Origin of the sequence: Gemmobacter megaterium, from assembly GCF_900156815.1 — a bacterium.
Classification (GTDB): domain Bacteria; phylum Pseudomonadota; class Alphaproteobacteria; order Rhodobacterales; family Rhodobacteraceae; genus Wagnerdoeblera; species Wagnerdoeblera megaterium.
The window spans coordinates 169,180-184,003 of record NZ_FTOT01000002.1 but is presented as its reverse complement, the minus strand read 5'-3'; the positions used below and the strand labels follow the sequence as shown (position 1 = coordinate 184,003).

General features: G+C 65.0%; 18 protein-coding genes. 13 read left to right on the top strand and 5 right to left on the bottom strand.

Annotation, left to right across the window (positions count from 1 at the left end):
- Positions 1–87 precede the first annotated feature (87 nt).
- A complete protein-coding gene (locus BW970_RS05345; RefSeq protein ID WP_076529392.1) occupies positions 88–714 on the bottom strand; it encodes a TetR family transcriptional regulator C-terminal domain-containing protein in 627 nt (208 codons plus the stop codon).
- Positions 715–818: 104 nt separating this feature from the next.
- Here BW970_RS05345 and BW970_RS05340 point away from each other — a divergent pair, with 104 nt between their 5' ends.
- The 9 genes from BW970_RS05340 to BW970_RS05300 all read left to right on the top strand — a co-directional run bounded on the left by BW970_RS05340 (position 819) and on the right by BW970_RS05300 (position 8,172).
- Positions 819–1,601: a 23S rRNA (adenine(2030)-N(6))-methyltransferase RlmJ gene (locus tag BW970_RS05340; RefSeq protein ID WP_076529391.1), complete on the top strand. Its 783-nt coding sequence runs from the start codon at positions 819–821 to the stop codon at positions 1,599–1,601.
- Between the two features lie 40 nt (positions 1,602–1,641).
- Positions 1,642–2,514: a PhzF family phenazine biosynthesis protein gene (locus tag BW970_RS05335; protein WP_083701176.1), complete on the top strand. Its 873-nt coding sequence runs from the start codon at positions 1,642–1,644 to the stop codon at positions 2,512–2,514.
- Positions 2,514–2,807: a DUF1330 domain-containing protein gene (locus BW970_RS05330; protein ID WP_076529389.1), complete on the top strand. Its 294-nt coding sequence runs from the start codon at positions 2,514–2,516 to the stop codon at positions 2,805–2,807. Before BW970_RS05335 ends, BW970_RS05330 begins: the two co-directional genes overlap by 1 nt.
- A 120-nt stretch (positions 2,808–2,927) precedes the next feature.
- The gene (locus BW970_RS05325) at positions 2,928–3,368 is read left to right on the top strand and encodes a tellurite resistance TerB family protein (protein WP_076529388.1); all 441 of its coding nucleotides are present in this window, start codon (positions 2,928–2,930) and stop codon (positions 3,366–3,368) included.
- A 144-nt stretch (positions 3,369–3,512) separates the two neighbouring features.
- On the top strand, positions 3,513–4,292 hold the full coding sequence (locus BW970_RS05320) for an ABC transporter ATP-binding protein (protein WP_076529387.1): 780 nt from the start codon (positions 3,513–3,515) through the stop codon (positions 4,290–4,292).
- Positions 4,293–4,325: 33 nt separating this feature from the next.
- Positions 4,326–5,045 carry a transporter substrate-binding domain-containing protein gene (locus tag BW970_RS05315; RefSeq protein ID WP_076529386.1) on the top strand — a complete coding sequence of 240 codons (720 nt, stop codon included), beginning with the start codon at positions 4,326–4,328 and terminating at the stop codon, positions 5,043–5,045.
- Positions 5,046–5,096: 51 nt separating this feature from the next.
- Complete coding sequence (locus BW970_RS05310) at positions 5,097–5,981, top strand: ABC transporter permease (protein ID WP_076529385.1); 885 nt, start codon at positions 5,097–5,099, stop codon at positions 5,979–5,981.
- Positions 5,978–6,829 (top strand): ABC transporter permease, encoded by an 852-nt coding sequence (locus tag BW970_RS05305; RefSeq protein ID WP_076529384.1) that lies wholly within the window; start codon positions 5,978–5,980, stop codon positions 6,827–6,829. The genes BW970_RS05310 and BW970_RS05305 overlap by 4 nt, the downstream gene beginning before the upstream one ends.
- Before the next feature lie 5 nt (positions 6,830–6,834).
- Entirely contained in the window at positions 6,835–8,172 is a 1,338-nt protein-coding gene (locus BW970_RS05300) for a glutamine synthetase family protein (protein WP_076530131.1), read from the top strand.
- 26 nt (positions 8,173–8,198) lie between these two features.
- On the opposite strand, the gene BW970_RS05295 is transcribed toward BW970_RS05300, so the two are convergent.
- From BW970_RS05295 to BW970_RS05290, 3 genes are all read right to left on the bottom strand, one after another.
- Positions 8,199–8,942, bottom strand: coding sequence for a CorA family divalent cation transporter (locus BW970_RS05295; protein WP_229740464.1), 744 nt, complete (start codon positions 8,940–8,942; stop codon positions 8,199–8,201).
- Positions 8,939–9,142: a hypothetical protein gene (locus BW970_RS21065; protein ID WP_229740465.1), complete on the bottom strand. Its 204-nt coding sequence runs from the start codon at positions 9,140–9,142 to the stop codon at positions 8,939–8,941. Before BW970_RS21065 ends, BW970_RS05295 begins: the two co-directional genes overlap by 4 nt.
- A 61-nt stretch (positions 9,143–9,203) precedes the next feature.
- The gene (locus BW970_RS05290) at positions 9,204–10,202 is read right to left on the bottom strand and encodes an AraC family transcriptional regulator (RefSeq protein WP_076529383.1); all 999 of its coding nucleotides are present in this window, start codon (positions 10,200–10,202) and stop codon (positions 9,204–9,206) included.
- A gap of 165 nt (positions 10,203–10,367) precedes the next feature.
- Between BW970_RS05290 and BW970_RS05285 the strand changes: the two genes are divergently transcribed.
- From BW970_RS05285 to BW970_RS05275, 3 genes are read left to right on the top strand one after another with little or no spacing between them, the layout of a single operon-like run.
- A complete protein-coding gene (locus BW970_RS05285; protein ID WP_076529382.1) occupies positions 10,368–11,144 on the top strand; it encodes an SDR family oxidoreductase in 777 nt (258 codons plus the stop codon).
- 23 nt (positions 11,145–11,167) lie between these two features.
- Positions 11,168–12,403, top strand: coding sequence for a styrene monooxygenase/indole monooxygenase family protein (locus tag BW970_RS05280; RefSeq protein WP_076529381.1), 1,236 nt, complete (start codon positions 11,168–11,170; stop codon positions 12,401–12,403).
- Position 12,404: 1 nt separating this feature from the next.
- Positions 12,405–12,899 carry a flavin reductase family protein gene (locus BW970_RS05275; RefSeq protein ID WP_076529380.1) on the top strand — a complete coding sequence of 165 codons (495 nt, stop codon included), beginning with the start codon at positions 12,405–12,407 and terminating at the stop codon, positions 12,897–12,899.
- A gap of 3 nt (positions 12,900–12,902) precedes the next feature.
- Here the strand turns inward: BW970_RS05275 and BW970_RS05270 are convergent, their stop codons facing one another.
- Positions 12,903–13,457 carry a winged helix DNA-binding protein gene (locus tag BW970_RS05270; protein WP_083701144.1) on the bottom strand — a complete coding sequence of 185 codons (555 nt, stop codon included), beginning with the start codon at positions 13,455–13,457 and terminating at the stop codon, positions 12,903–12,905.
- A 114-nt stretch (positions 13,458–13,571) separates the two neighbouring features.
- Here BW970_RS05270 and BW970_RS05265 point away from each other — a divergent pair, with 114 nt between their 5' ends.
- The gene (locus tag BW970_RS05265; RefSeq protein ID WP_076529379.1) at positions 13,572–14,663 is read left to right on the top strand and encodes an LLM class flavin-dependent oxidoreductase; all 1,092 of its coding nucleotides are present in this window, start codon (positions 13,572–13,574) and stop codon (positions 14,661–14,663) included.
- The last annotated feature ends 161 nt before the right edge of the window (positions 14,664–14,824 follow it).

The following is a 14,824-nucleotide window of genomic DNA, read 5'->3' as shown; positions in this document are numbered from 1 at the left end:
TGCAGGGCGGGTGACGCAAGTGCGAGACGGGCGGGCGGGCCGGCTGGCCCGTCCGTCCGTCCGCGCGGCGCCATATCGACCAGGGCGCTAGCGGGCGTTCTGTCCCGGTTCCAGAAGGCGGCGGAACACCATGTCCAGAAAGGCCCCGGCCTCGTCAAAGGGATCATGGCCGGGGCCAAGCACGGCGCGGACCTGGATTTCGAAATCGGCATAGTGCTGGGTCAGCGCCCAGATCGAAAAGATCAGATGCTGTGGCGGCACCTGTGCCAGGCGCCCCTCGTCCATCCAGTCCTGCAAGGTTGCCGCCTTGTCATCGACCAGCGCCTTGAGCGGCCCGTCCAGCAAGGGACCGGCACGCGGCGCGCCTTGCAGCATCTCGTTGGCGAACAGCCGGCTTTCGCGGGGCATGTCGCGGCTCATGTCCAGTTTGCGGCGGACATAGCGCAGCAGTTCCTCCATGGGTTCGCCCATGGGGTCAAGATCGCGCAGGGGTTGCAGCCAGACGTCGAGCAGATCATCCAGCAAGGCGCTGTGCATCGCCTCCTTCGAGGGGAAGTAATACAGCAGGTTGGGCTTGGACAGGCCCGCGGCTTCGGCGATCTGGTCCAGCGTCGCCCCGCGAAAGCCCTGCTGCGAAAAGACCTCCAGCGCGGCGGCAAGAATCATCTCGCGGTTTTTCTGCTGGATGCGGGTCAGGGGTTTGGGCGTGGTCATCGGCGCGATCCTCTTGCAGGTCTTGGTGGACCGGGCGGCGCCTCTGCGCAAGTCCGAATGCGACGCGGCTTGCCGTGCACAAGGCAAGGCGCTAGGGCTGGGGCATGTTGTCCTATCAGCACATCTATCATGCCGGCAATCCGGCCGATGTTCAGAAACACGCGCTGCTGGCGTGGTTGCTGGACTACATGACCGCCAAGGACAAGGCGCTGACCTATATGGAAACCCATTCCGGTCGGGGCCTGTATGCGCTGGACGCGCCAGAGGCGGTCAAGACGGGCGAGGCGGCGGCCGGCATTGCCCGGATGGAGGCGGGGTTTCCCCCCGATCATCCCTATCGCCGCTGTCTGGATGCGGTGCGGGCCGTTGCGGGGCCTTCGGCCTATCCCGGCTCGCCCCGGATTGCCGCGGCGCTGCTGCGGCCCTTTGACCGGATCGTCCTGGCCGAACTGCACCCGCGCGAACATGCCGCGCTGTGCGAGGCGATGGCCGATGTCTATGCCGATGTGCGGCGCGAAGACGGCCTGGCCATGGCGCTGTCGATGTGCCCGCCGACACCGCGGCGCGGGGTGCTGGTGATCGACCCGTCCTACGAGGTGAAAGAGGATTACGACCGCCTGCCGGGCCTGATCGGCGCCATTGCCCGCAAATGGCCGGTCGGGGTGATCGTGTTGTGGTATCCGCTGCTGACCGGCGGGGCGCATCGCCCCATGCTGGAGCGGCTGGTCGCCGCCCATCCCGAGGCCCTTCGCCACGAGGTGCGCTTTGCCCCGGTGCGGCCGGGTCATCGCATGGTGGGGTCCGGGATGTTCGTCATCAATCCCGCATGGGGGATGGCGGAAGAAGCTGCGCGTATCTCGGCGCTGTTCCGCGATCTGGGCGTTTGAGGTTTTGCGACAATCAGCAGGGTAGGCAGGGGTGCGGATGATGCTGGACTATCACATTCTGGACGTGTTCACCGACCGGCCGTTTTCGGGCAATCCGCTGGCGGTGGTGCTGGAGGCCGATGGGCTGGAAGACTGGCAGATGCAGACCATCGCACGGCAGTTCAACCTGTCCGAGACGATCTTTGTCCAGACGCCCGAGGATCCGGCTCATGCGGCCAAGGTGCGGATTTTCCTGCCGCTGGCCGAAATCCCCTTTGCCGGACATCCCACCATCGGCTGCGCGCTGCTGCTGGCCGATCTGCGCGGGCTGACCGGGGCGCTGGTGCTGGAGGAACGCGCCGGGCTGGTTCCGGTGACATTGGGCACGGGCGGGGCGCCGGTGGCCGAGTTCACGGCGCCTGTGGTGCCTTTTGCGGTTTCCATGCCAGTTGATGTGGCGCAGGTCGCCACGGCCCTGGGCCTGACCGATGTGCGGGGCGCCAGCGTACATGAGGGCGGATCGCGGTTTCTCTACCCCGAAGTGGCCTCGCTGGACGCGCTGGCCCGCGCCCGCCCGCAGGAACCCGCCTGGTCGGCGCTGGGGGCGGCGGGGTTGCCGGGCAAGATGTGGGTCTGGTGCCGGACCGGCGCGCGGTCGGTTCAGGCGCGGATGTTTGCGCCCGGCGCCGGGGTGCCCGAAGATCCGGCCACCGGCTCGGCCACGGCGGTCTTTGCCTCGGTGCTGATGCAGGCGGGGGCGCTGGCCGACGGGGAAACCGAGATCACGGTCGATCAAGGGATCGAGATGGGGCGGCCCAGCCGCTTGCGCCTGACGGCGGTGGTGAGGGATGGTGCGCTGGTGGCAGCGCGGGTTGCAGGACAGGCGGTGCGGGTGGCCGAAGGGCGCATCCGGGTGCCGGAACGGAGGGGATGATGGCAAAGGGATATTGGGTCGCCCATGTGGATGTGCGCGATCCGCAGGCCTACGAGGCCTACCGACAGGCCAATGCCGCGGCCTTTGGCAAATATGGTGCGCGCTTTGTCGTGCGTGGAGGTGCGCAGGAGGTGCGCGAGGGGGCGGTCAAGGCCCGCACCGTGGTGATCGAGTTCGACAGTCTGGAGACCGCCATCGCCTGTTATGACAGCCCAGAATATCAGGCTGCCAAGGCATTGCGCGACCCGGTCTCGACCGGAGATATGGTGATTGTCGAAGGCTGGGACGGCTGATCGCGGGGCACGTGCCGGGGAAGGGGGGCTGTCTGCCCCCCTCTGGCCCGTTCCGGGCCATTCACCCCCCGAGGGTATTTCGGGCAAGATGAACATGGGCGGACGAGCGGGGCGAGCGGGATGAGAAAGCTGTTTCAGTGGCTGGCGGCGCCGGAGCCGATGCAACTGCCGCAGGACGAGGCGCGTGTGGCCCTGGCGGTTCTGATGGTACGGCTGGCGCGTTCGGACGGCGATTATGCCCTGGCGGAAATCGCGCGGATCGACCGGGTTCTGGCGGCGGTGTTCGGCCTGGATGCGCCGGGGGCGGCGGCCTTGCGGACCGAGGCCGAAATGCTGGAGCGCGAGGCGCCGGATACCGTGCGCTTTACCCGCGCGATCAAGGCGGCGGTGCGGCTGGAGGACCGGATCGGGCTGGTCGAGGCGCTGTGGTCGGTGGCCCTTGCCGATGGTGGGCGGGATGCCGAGGAAGACCGCTTGATGCGGCTTGTGGTCTCGTTGCTGGGGGTGACGGACCCGGAGTCGGGTCTGGCGCGGCAGCGGGCGGCGCGGTTGCTGGGTTAGTCCGGCGACCGATTGCCCGACCTTCCGTCGCGTAAATTGATCAATTTTTGGCGCAAGGGCGTCGGGGCTGCAAAATCCGCATTGCAATGTGGGCCCGGATCGGCACAACTGGTCGGTAACAAAAACAAGACGACAGGGGATAACGTGAACACCGCAACCGCGCCGGTGATCGAAATTCGTGGCCTGCACAAGGCTTATGGCAGCCTTGAGGTGCTGAAGGGCGTCGATCTCGTTGCGCCCAGGGGTCACGTCGTGTCGCTGATCGGGTCGTCCGGGTCGGGAAAATCCACCTTGCTGCGATGCTGCAACCTGCTGGAGGACAGCCAGCAGGGAGAGGTGATCTTTGAGGCCGAGCCGGTGCGCTGGCGCGGCGAAGGGCTGCACCGCCATCCGGCCGACAAGGCGCAGGTGCGGCGTATCCGGACCAATCTGTCGATGGTGTTCCAGCAGTTCAATCTGTGGAGCCATCTGACGATCCTGCAAAACGTCATGGAGGCGCCCGTCACCGTGCTGGGCCGCGACCGGGCCGAGGTCGAGGCCAAGGCGCGGGAGTATCTGGCCAAGGTGGGCATCGCCGACAAGGCCGATGCCTGGCCTGCGCAACTGTCGGGTGGCCAGCAGCAGCGCGCCGCCATTGCCCGCGCCCTGTGCATGGAGCCGCGCGCCCTGTTGTTCGACGAGCCGACATCCGCGCTGGATCCGGAACTGGAGCAGGAAGTGGTGCGCGTCATCAAGGCGTTGGCCGACGAGGGGCGCACGATGCTGATCGTGACGCATGACATGAAGCTGGCGGCCGATGTGAGCGACCATGTGATCTTTTTGCACAAGGGGCTGATCGAGGAACAGGGCGCGCCGGGGGCGGTGTTCGGGGCACCGAAATCGGAACGGTTGCGTCAGTTCCTGTCGGCCACCATGGCGCATTGAGCTTCATCAACCATAACAAGACAGAGGGGAAACATGAAGAAACTTGCACTTACCCTGGGCGTGCTGGCGCTGACCGCCACGGCCTCGATGGCGCAGACGGTGCGGATGGGCACCGAGGGCGCCTATCCTCCTTTCAACTTCATCAACGACAAGGGTGAAGTGGACGGGTTTGAGCGCGAGTTGGGCGACGAACTGTGCAAACGCGCCGAACTGACCTGCGAATGGGTGACGACCGATTGGGATTCGATCATTCCGAACCTGACCGCCGGCAACTACGACACGATCATCGCGGGCATGTCGATCACCGAAGAGCGCGCCAAGGTGATCTCGTTCACCCAGAACTACACCCCCCCTGCGGCATCGGCCTATGTGGCGACGGCGGGCGATGCCAATCTGAACGCAGTGATCGCGGCACAGACCGGCACGATCCAGGCGGGCCATGTCGCCGAAACCGGCGCCACGCTGGTGGAATTTGCCACGCCGGATGAAACCATCGCGGCCGTGCGCAACGGGGAAGCGGATGCGGTATTTGCCGACAAGGATTTCCTGGCGCCGATCGTGGCGGAATCCGGCGGTGCGCTGATGTTCGTGGGCGAGGATGTGCTGCTGGGAGGCGGCGTCGGCATGGGGCTGCGCCAGTCCGACACCGAGTTGCGTGGCAAGTTCGATGCGGCCATCGGCACGATGAAGGCTGACGGTACGTTGAATGTGCTGATCGAAAAGTGGTTCGGCCCCGAATCGCCTAAGTTCTGATCCACGGCCGGGGCGCCCCTGCGGCGCCCCGCCTTTCCGGGCACTTCCCAGATGTTTGCATTCTGCGCCGATCCCAAATCGCTGGAAGGTGCCGCGTGGTTCGCGTGCTACCTGACCTCCGGCACGCATCTGGCCATGTACTGGTCGGTGCTGACTGTGCTGTTGCTGCTTGCGCTGGCGGCGCCGTCGGCGCTGGCCTTCGGCTTTGGCGGGGCGCTGATGGCGCGGTCCCATGTGCCGCCGGTGGCCTGGCTGGGAAATGGCTATATCGCCATGGTGCGCGGGGTGCCGGATATCGTGTTCTTTCTGTTCGTGCCGATCGCGGTGGATCAGGGGCTGGAATATCTGATGCATGTGACGCGTTGTTCGGACTGGACAGAGCCGGTGCGCCGGGGCGCGGATTTCGTGGTCTGCCCGCAGGCCAAGGTGCCGCTGTCGTCGGCGCCGAAATATGTGCATGACGCCTATGCCTTTGTGCTGGCGCTGCTGGCCTTTGCGCTGGTGTTCGGCGCATTTGCCGCCAACACGCTGAAGGGCGCCATGGCGGCGGTTCCACGCGCGCAGGTCGAAACGGCCGAGGCTTATGGCATGTCGCCTGCGCAATCGTTTCGTCGGGTGATCCTGCCGCAGATGTGGGTCTATGCCCTGCCGGGACTGTCGAATCTGTGGATGATCCTGGTCAAGGCGACGCCCCTGCTGTTCCTGTTGGGGATCAAGGACATCGTGTATTGGGCGCGCGAACTGGGCGGATCCAAGACCCAGATTTTCGCCTATCCGCATCCCGACTGGCGGGTCTGGTATTTCCTGGCGCTGCTCGGGTTCTATCTGCTGCTGACCTGGGGCAGTGAAAAGGTGCTGGGCCGGGTACAGCGGCATCTGTCCGTCGGGCAGGCCACGGCCGCGGGCGAGGCCCTGCGCAAGGCGGGTGCGGCATGAGAACCTGTGCGGAATCCCTGTCCGACTACGGCTTGCGTGCACTGGGGCGCGAGTTCGGGGCCACCCTTCTGCCCAAGGGCGCCGATATCTCGTTGTGCGATCAGGTGGTGCTGATCGGTTCGGGGATGCTGTGGAACCTGTATTTCGCTCTTGTCGCGGTGGTGCTCGGGTTCTGGCTGGCCACGGCGATCGCGGTGGCCAAGGGCAGCGCGATCCGCTGGCTGTCGGCCCCTGCCAAGGCGTTCATCTTTGTCTTTCGCGGCTCGCCGTTGTTCATCCAGTTCTTCTTTGCCTATGAGTTCTTTCAGATCCTGCCCAAGGTGACAGGGACGCTGAACCTTGGGCTGGTGGAGCTTTCGGTCACGACCGGCTGGCTGACGCGGGCCTGGCTTGGGGCGCTGATCGTGCTGTTCCTGAATACCTCCGCCTATACGGCAGAGATTTTCCATGGTGCGCTGCGGTCTGTGCCGCGGGGCGACATGGAGGCGGCGGATGCCTACGGCCTGTCGGGCTGGCCCCGCTTTCGCCGCATCACCTGGCCCACCATGCTGCGGCTGGCCTGGCCCAGCTATACCAACGAGGCGATCTTTCTGTTTCACGCCACCACGCTGGTGTTCTTTTCAGGCTTTCCCGCCTGGCAGCAATCGGGCGATGCGTTGTATTACGCGCGCTATTTTGCGGACCAGACCTTCAACCCCTTCGTCGCCTATCCGATCATTGCCGCCTATTTCATTCTGGCGACGCTGGGGATCATTGCCGCCTTTGGGGCGGTCAACCGGCGGCTCAACCGGCATTTGCCAAGAGAGGTGCGGCCAAAGTTCCGCTATCGGCCGCAGATCATCCGATGAAAGACCTGTCAAACTGGCTGCGCAAGCACACTGATGTGCGCACCATCCGCGTGGCTGCCGCTGACCTGAACGGTCAGGCGCGCGGCAAACGCATTCCGGCCCGCTTTGCGGAAAACGTGCTCAAGAACGGCACGCGCTTTCCCATGTCGGTGCTGAACCTCGACATCTGGGGCGAGGATATCGAGGATAGCCCGCTGGTGTTCGAGATGGGCGATGCCGATGGCATCCTGCGCCCGACCGAACGCGGCTTCATGCCCATGCCCTGGCTGGAGGCGCCGACGGCGCTGTTGCCGATCTGGATGTTCCGCGAGAATGGCCAGCCCTATGATGGCGATCCGCGCCATGCCCTGCGTGCGGTGGTGGACCGTTACCGCACCCACGGCCTGACGCCGGTTGTCGCCGTCGAGCTGGAGTTCTTTCTGATCGACGATTCCGGCAAGACCTTGCAGGTGCCGCCAAGCCCGCGATCCGGCAAGCGGCGCAAGGCGGCGGAAACCATGTCGATCCGGGCATTGGATGCCTTCGACACCTTCTTTACCGATCTCTACGATGCCTGCGAGGCGATGGATATTCCCGCCGATACGGCCATCTCGGAAACCGGGTTGGGGCAGTTCGAAATCAACATGATGCACACCGACGATGCCTTGCGCGCCGCCGATGATGCCTGGCTGTTCAAGATGCTGGTCAAGGGCCTGGCTCGTCGCCATGGCTTTGCCGCCAGTTTCATGGCCAAGCCTTACCCGGAATATTCCGGCAATGGCCTGCATACGCATTTCAGCCTGCTGGATGCCCAGGGGCGCAACGTGTTTGACAATGGCGGCCCCGAAGGGACCGAGGTCTTGCGGCAGGCGGTGGCAGGCTGCCTGACCGGAATGCACGATTCCGCGCTGGTCTTTGCACCCCATGCGAACAGCTATGACCGGCTGGTGCCCGGTGCCCATGCGCCGACGGCGATTTGCTGGGGCTACGAGAACCGGACCGTGGCCATTCGCGTGCCGTCGGGCAGCCCCTCGGCCCGGCGGATCGAGCATCGGGTGGCCGGGGGGGACGTGAACCCCTATCTGATGCTGGCGGCCATTCTGGGCGCGGCGCTTGTGGGCATCGAGGACGGGCTGCAAGCCCCGGCCCCTGTCACCGGCAACGCCTATGCGATGGAGGATCTGGCGCAGTTGCCCGGTTCCTGGGCCGCCGCGATCGACGCCTTTGAGAAATCGCCATTCATCGCGCGGATCCTGCCGCCCGAACTGGTGCGCAACTACATGTTCACCAAGCGGCAGGAATTGCACTACATGGCCGAGTTGACGCCCGAGGAGCAGGTGGAGCTGTATCTCGATACCGTCTGAACTAGCCGGGGGCGGGCCACCGCCCCCTACAGGCAGCGCCGCCAGCGAAAGAACGCATAGGCGCCGGCCGCCGAGGCCAGCATCGCCGCCAAAGCGCCCGGATACCCCAGGGACCAGTCGAGTTCCGGCATGATCCGAAAGTTCATCCCGTAGATCGACGCCACCAGTGTGGGGGGCATGAAGATCACCGCGACGACCGAGACGGTCTTGGTGGTCTGGCTCTGGCCGATGTTGATGATGCCAAGCGTCACATCGCTGGCCATTTCCACCCGCGTTCCCAGAAAGTCGGCATGAACCGACAGCGCGCCGATATCGCGGCGCATTGCCTTGATCGCACTGGCGAATTTCTTGGGCAGCGGTTGGGGGGACTGTTCCAGAAACCCCAATGCGCGTTCCAGTGTCAACAGCCCCAGCCGCACCCGGCCGATGCGCTCGTTCTCCAGCCCGGTGTTGCGCAGCAGGCTGCGCAGCGCGGCGATGTCGGTGCCCGGATCTTCGTGATAGACCCGGCGGCTGGCCTCGTCCAACGCCTTGCCCGCCCCTTCCAGCAGGTCGGCCTGCCGTCCAATGATCTCTTCGAACAGGCCCAGCAGGATGTCGCCGGGATGCCCGCAGCCGAGCCCCACCTTTTCCGCTCGCCCCGGATAGGTTTCGAACGGGCGGGGGTTGTGGTGGCGCACGGTCACCAGCCTCTCCGCTGTCAGGATGAAGGTGACGGGCCCCGACACCTGATCGCCGTTCACATCGGCGCCGGGCAGGACGACCGTCATGTATTCTCCCGATACAGCCGGTTGGAGATTTCGATCTCTTCCATATCGGCCAGTGTCGGCACCTCCAGCCCCAGGGCCTGCACCGCCTCGACCTGTGCGGGCATCGGGCGATACAGATCCAGCCACATCGCGGCGGCAGGTGGTGCGTCATGGTCCATCCGGGCAAGGCGGAGGCCATCGGGCCGATAGGCAAAAAGCATGGGGCACCATCGCGGTCAGGGTGCGCGCACGATCCAGAACCGGAAGAAAAGGTCAAGGCCCTCAGTCTTCGAACCGGGTGCGGGCGGCGCGAAGGGTCTCGGACGGCGGAATGCCATAGCGCGCCCGATAGCTTTCGGCAAACCGCCCGAAATGGGTGAAGCCCCAGGCCAGCGCAGTATCGGTGACGCTGGTCTGGCCGGCCATCAGATCGGCATGGGCGGCCTCCAGCCGCCGGTCGCGCCACCAGCCCAGCGGTGTGGTGCCGCGCCATTGCCGGAACGCCAGTTGCAGTCCGCGGGCCGAAATTCCGGCCGCTGCCGCCACCTCCTCGATGGTCAGGGGGCGGCGCAGATTGGCCTCGATATAGCTTTCGGCCAGCCGAAGGTGGCGCGGGCGCGGTGCGGCGCGCGCGCGGCCAAGGTGGGCCGCATGGTCATGCGCGCCCGAATCCAGCAGCCCCGACATCAGCGCCGATTCCACCTGCCGCGCCATCAGCCCCTGACCCAGCGGTGCGCGGCCCTGATCGGCCTCGGCCGCCAGATATAGCGCCAGCCGCCGCAACGCCGCGCCGGGGCCGGTGGTCAGATCCAGCGGGCCATCAAAGGTCAGCATCCGGTCAGAGCGCGCGCCCAGTTGGGCGGCTAGATGGTCCATCATCGCCTGGCGGTCGATCTGGATCAGCAGTTGCGCGCAGCCTTCGTCCCAGATCATCGTGGTGGGACGGTGCGGGTTCAGCACGGCGGCACGCGCAGGCGACGAATAATAGGCCGTCCCGCCATTGGCGATCATCGCCCCGCCTGCCAGCGGGATCTGCACCAGATAGAATCTGTCCAGTTCCCCCGGTGCGATCAGTGCCTTGGCGCCATATTCGATGTAGTTCAGGCTCAGGCGCTCGCCGCGCAGATGATGCTGGCGCGCATTCAGCCGGGCGCGGCGCCCCAGTGTTTCCAGCCGGTGCGGGCAAAACACGGCCGCGACACGCTCGCGCGCCTCGTCAAGGTCGGTGGACTGAAACAGCGCATGGGCCTGCAAGGGCCGTGGCGCCAGGGGCTGAAGCATCGCTGGTTTCCCTGTTGTGACGCCAGCGTATCACGTCTGTGGCAGAATCGCGCAGCCCCGCGCCAGATTTTTTCGTTTTCCGGATAGTCTCTGCGGGCGCCGGATAGCGGGGCAGGCGCCTTGGCCCAAGACTGCTTGAAATTCAAACAGACCAGGGAGCGGGACATGCGGGGATTGCAAGGCAAGGTTGCCATCGTGCCAGGCGGCGCCACCAAGATCGGGCAGGCGGTGGTGCAGGCGTTCACCGCCGCAGGCGTGCGGGTGATGGTGGCGGACATTGCCGAAGAGGCTGGCCGCGCGATGGAGGGCGATGGCGTGGCCTTTACCCGTTGCGATGTGCGCAGCGACGAGGATATTGCCGCGCTGGTCGCAGCCACCACCGAAAAATGGGGCCGCATCGACTTTCTGGTCAATGTCGCCTGCACCTATCTGGACAATGGCGCCGCCTCGACCCGGTCGGAATGGCTGGAGGCGCTGGATGTCAATATTGTCGGCTCGGTCATGCTGATGCAGGCCGCGCGGGCGGAACTGGCACGCAACAAGGGCGCGATCGTCAACTTCGGCTCGATTTCCAGCCGCGTGGCACAGACCGGGCGGTGGCTGTATCCGGTGTCCAAGGCGGCGATCCTGCAACTGACGCGCAATCAGGCGATGGATCTGGCGCCTGATGGCATCCGGGTGAATGCCGTGTCGCCCGGCTGGACCTGGTCGAACATCATGGATCAGCTTACCGGCGGCAACCGCGCCAAGACCGATGCCGTGGCCGCACCGTTTCACCTGCTGGGCCGGGTGGGCAACCCCGAGGAAGTGGCGCAAAGCGTGCTGTTCCTGTGTTCGGACGAGGCCAGCTTTATCACCGGCACCGATATCTGCGTCGATGGCGGCTATACCGCCATGGGCCCGGAACAGGCGGTGCCCGCCATTCCTAAACTGATGGAATGATCAACAATAACAGGGAGATGACTATGCGGAGATTCACCATCGTCGGTGGCGGACAATCGGGGTTGATGGTTGCCATCGGCCTGCTGAAGGCCGGCCATCAGGTGCGCGTCGTGCAGAACCGCACCGGCGAGGAGATTGCCAACGGCAAGGTTCTGTCCAGCCAGTGCATGTTTTCCAACTCGGTCCAGCATGAGCGCGATCTGGGAATAGATTTCTGGTCCGACAGTTGCCCGCCGGTGCAGGGCATCAACTTCATCGTGCCCCATCCCGAGAAGCCGGGCGAAAAACTGATCGACTGGACCGGCAAGCTGGACAAGAACGCCTATGCCGTGGACCAGCGGGTCAAGATGCCCCGCTGGCTGGAGGAATTCCAGAAACTGGGCGGGCAACTGGTCATCAAGGATGCCGGGATTGCCGAACTGGAAACCTTTGCGCGCGAGGATGATCTGGTCATCGTCGCTTCTGGCAAGGGCGAGATCGGCCAGTTGTTCACCCGCGATCCCGACCGCTCGCCCTTTGACAAGCCGCAGCGTGCGCTGGCATTGACCTATGTCACGGGCATGACCCCGCGCGCGCCGCATTCGGCGGTGGAGTTCAACCTGATCCCCGGCGTGGGCGAATATTTCGTCTTTCCGTCGCTGACCACCACCGGCCCGTGCGAGATCATGGTGCTGGAGGGCATCCCAGGCGGCCCGATGGATTGCTGGGCCGATGTGAAGACGCCCGAGCAGCATCTGGAAAAATCGTTGTGGGTGCTCAAGACCTTTCTGCCATGGGAATACGAACGCTCGAAGGGCTGCGAACTGACCGATCCGAACGGCATTCTGGCCGGTCGCTTTCCGCCCACGGTGCGCCATCCGGTCGCCACGCTGCCGTCGGGGCGCAAGGTGTTGGGGCTGGGCGATGCGGTTTGCCTGAACGATCCGATCACCGGGCAGGGGTCCAACAATGCCTCCAAGGCGGCGGCGGTCTATTTGCAGTGCATCCTGAGCCACGGCGAGCGCGCCTATGACGAGGCATTCATGCGCGCCACGTTCGAGCGGTTCTGGGACTATGCCCAATGGGTCGTGCGCTGGACCAACATGATGCTGCAACCCCCGCCGCCCTTTGTGCTGGAGATCATGGGAACGGCCTGCGCCGTCCCGGAACTGGCGCAGCGCATGGCCAATGCCTTTGACGATCCGCGCGACTTCTTCCCGTGGTTTGCCGATCCGGATGCGGCCGGGGCCTATCTGGCCGATCTGCGCAAGGCGGCGTGACATGGGCGTGCCGGTAGATGCCGCCACCTTCCGGGCCGCGATGGCCCGGTTTCCCGGCGCGGTGACGATCATCACCACCGCAGGAGGGGGTGAGCGGCGTGGGATCACCGCCACCGCCGTATGTTCGGTCACGGCCGATCCGCCCAGCCTGCTGGTGTGCCTGAACCGGGCGACCGGCACCTGCGCCATGGTGGCCGACACGGGCATGTTCAACGTGTCGCTGCTGGCCGGGGATGGTGGCAGCACCGCCATGCGTTTTGCCGGGGCAGGCGGTGTGACAGGCGAGGACAAGTTTGCCCAAGGCCGCTGGCTGACCTGCGAACGCGGCTTGCCGATGCTGGCCGATGCCGTCGTCACCTTCTGCTGCGAGGTCGCCGAACAGGTGCAGGCGGGATCGCATACCGTGATGATCGGGCGCATCGTCGGCGTTCGGCTGAATGACGGGGCGCCGCTGGTCTATGAACAGTCGCGCTTTCACCGGCTGGAACCGATCTGACAGCTATCCGCGTCGCCGGGTTGCGGCGACGCGGGCCACTTCTTCATAGACGCCGGTCAACTGGGTCAGGGTGCGCGTCGCCTCTGTCAGCCGTTCGGCGAGGCCCGGTTGTGCGGTGATCGCGGCAATCAGCAGGCGGCGGCGGACGTCGCTGTAGTCATCGGTGACGCGGCGGCCCGCCTGCGTCACCTCATAGGTCACGCCGCTGCGCCCCGACCCTTTGCGCTCCACCAGCCCGGCGCCGATCAGCTTGCGCAGGGAATACTGGATGTTGGGCACATCATCGCGGTTCATCAGCCGGGCAATGTCCTTGATCGACTTCGGCCGTTCGTTCATGCGGATGATGTGCAGCATGGCGTTTTCCGGCCCCGTCGCCGCCAGATCGCACACCGCCGCCAGACATTCCGACTGCCAGCGCCCAAAGCCTTCGAAGGCGCGCATGATGGCAAATTCCATCTCGGCCGTCGCCGCCTCGGGGCCGCCATGCGCCAGATGCCAGGTGAAATCCTCGCCCGTCCTGGTGTTATCCTTTTGGGAAAACTCGGGTTTCTCTGCCATGGCGGGCCTCCTTGCACGGGCGGAGCATGGTCTGACAATCCTGTTGACGCAATGCGATTTTAAGATAGACTTTCAATCATAAAATACCACCAAACCTCAACAGGGACGTTTGCAATGACTGTAAACCGGATGACCACCGGCGGCTTCAAGCTGGGCACCTTTTCCACCAACTGTTCGTCGGGCATGACACCCACGCAGATCCCCGACCGCTGGGATGCGAGTTGGGACAGCAACGTCACGCTGGCCAAGATGCTGGACGAAGCCGGGATCGACTTCATGCTGCCCATCGCGCGCTGGATCGGCTATGGCGGCCCGACCGATTTTCATGGCGGCGTGCTGGAGACGATGACCTGGGCCGCGGGCCTGCTGGCCTCGACCAAGAACCTGACGGTGTTTGCGACCATCCACACCACGGCGAACCACCCGATCGTGGTGGCCAAGCAGATTGCGACCATCGACCAGATCGGCCACGGCCGGGCCGGGCTGAACATCGTCGCCGGCTGGAACAAGCCGGAATATGATGCCATGGGCATCGCCTTTGCCGATGATCACGAAACCCGCTACGGCTATGCGCAGGAATGGTTCGATCTGATCCGCAAGGTCTGGAAATCCGAAGAACATTTCGACTGGGACGGGACGTATTTCAAGAATATCCGCGGGCAGAAGGGCCGCCCTGCGCCGGTGCGCGGCGATGTGCCGATCATCAATGCCGCAGGCTCGCCGCAGGGCCGCGACTTTGCCACCAGCAACGCGAATTTCCTGTTTACCCCCGCCATCGACCTGGGCCGCACCAAGACCGAGATCGGCGAGTTGAAGGCCCAGGCCGCCGCCAAGGGCCGCGATGTCAATGTGCTGACCTTCAGCCATGTGGTCTGCCGCCCGACCGAGAAAGAGGCGCGCGATTACGTCCACTATGTGGTGGACGAGAATGCGGATTGGGAAGCCACCGACAACCTGATCAAGCTGCAATTCGCCTTTGCCCTGTCGTTCCCGCATGACCTGCTGGCGCAGATGCGCTTTGGCATGGCGCTGGGGCATGGCGGCTTTCCGTTGATCGGCACGCCGGATCAGGTGGCTGCGGGCATCATCAGCCTGCACGAGGCCGGGCTGGCCGGGACCACGCTGTCCTTTGTCAATTATGTCAAGGAGTTCCCCTATTTCGCCGACGAGGTTCTGCCGCGTCTGGCCAAGGCGGGCATCCGCTGAGGCGCGAGGGCCGGAACGGGAACGCCCGGCCCCGGCGCTGGAGGGGTTTCACACCCCTCCAGACCTCCCCGTGGGGTATTTTCGGCAAGATGAATGGGGGCGGAAGGGCAAGGCCCCTGGGCGGGCGCTGACAGCAGTGCATGACATGAAGGGGCGCCTTG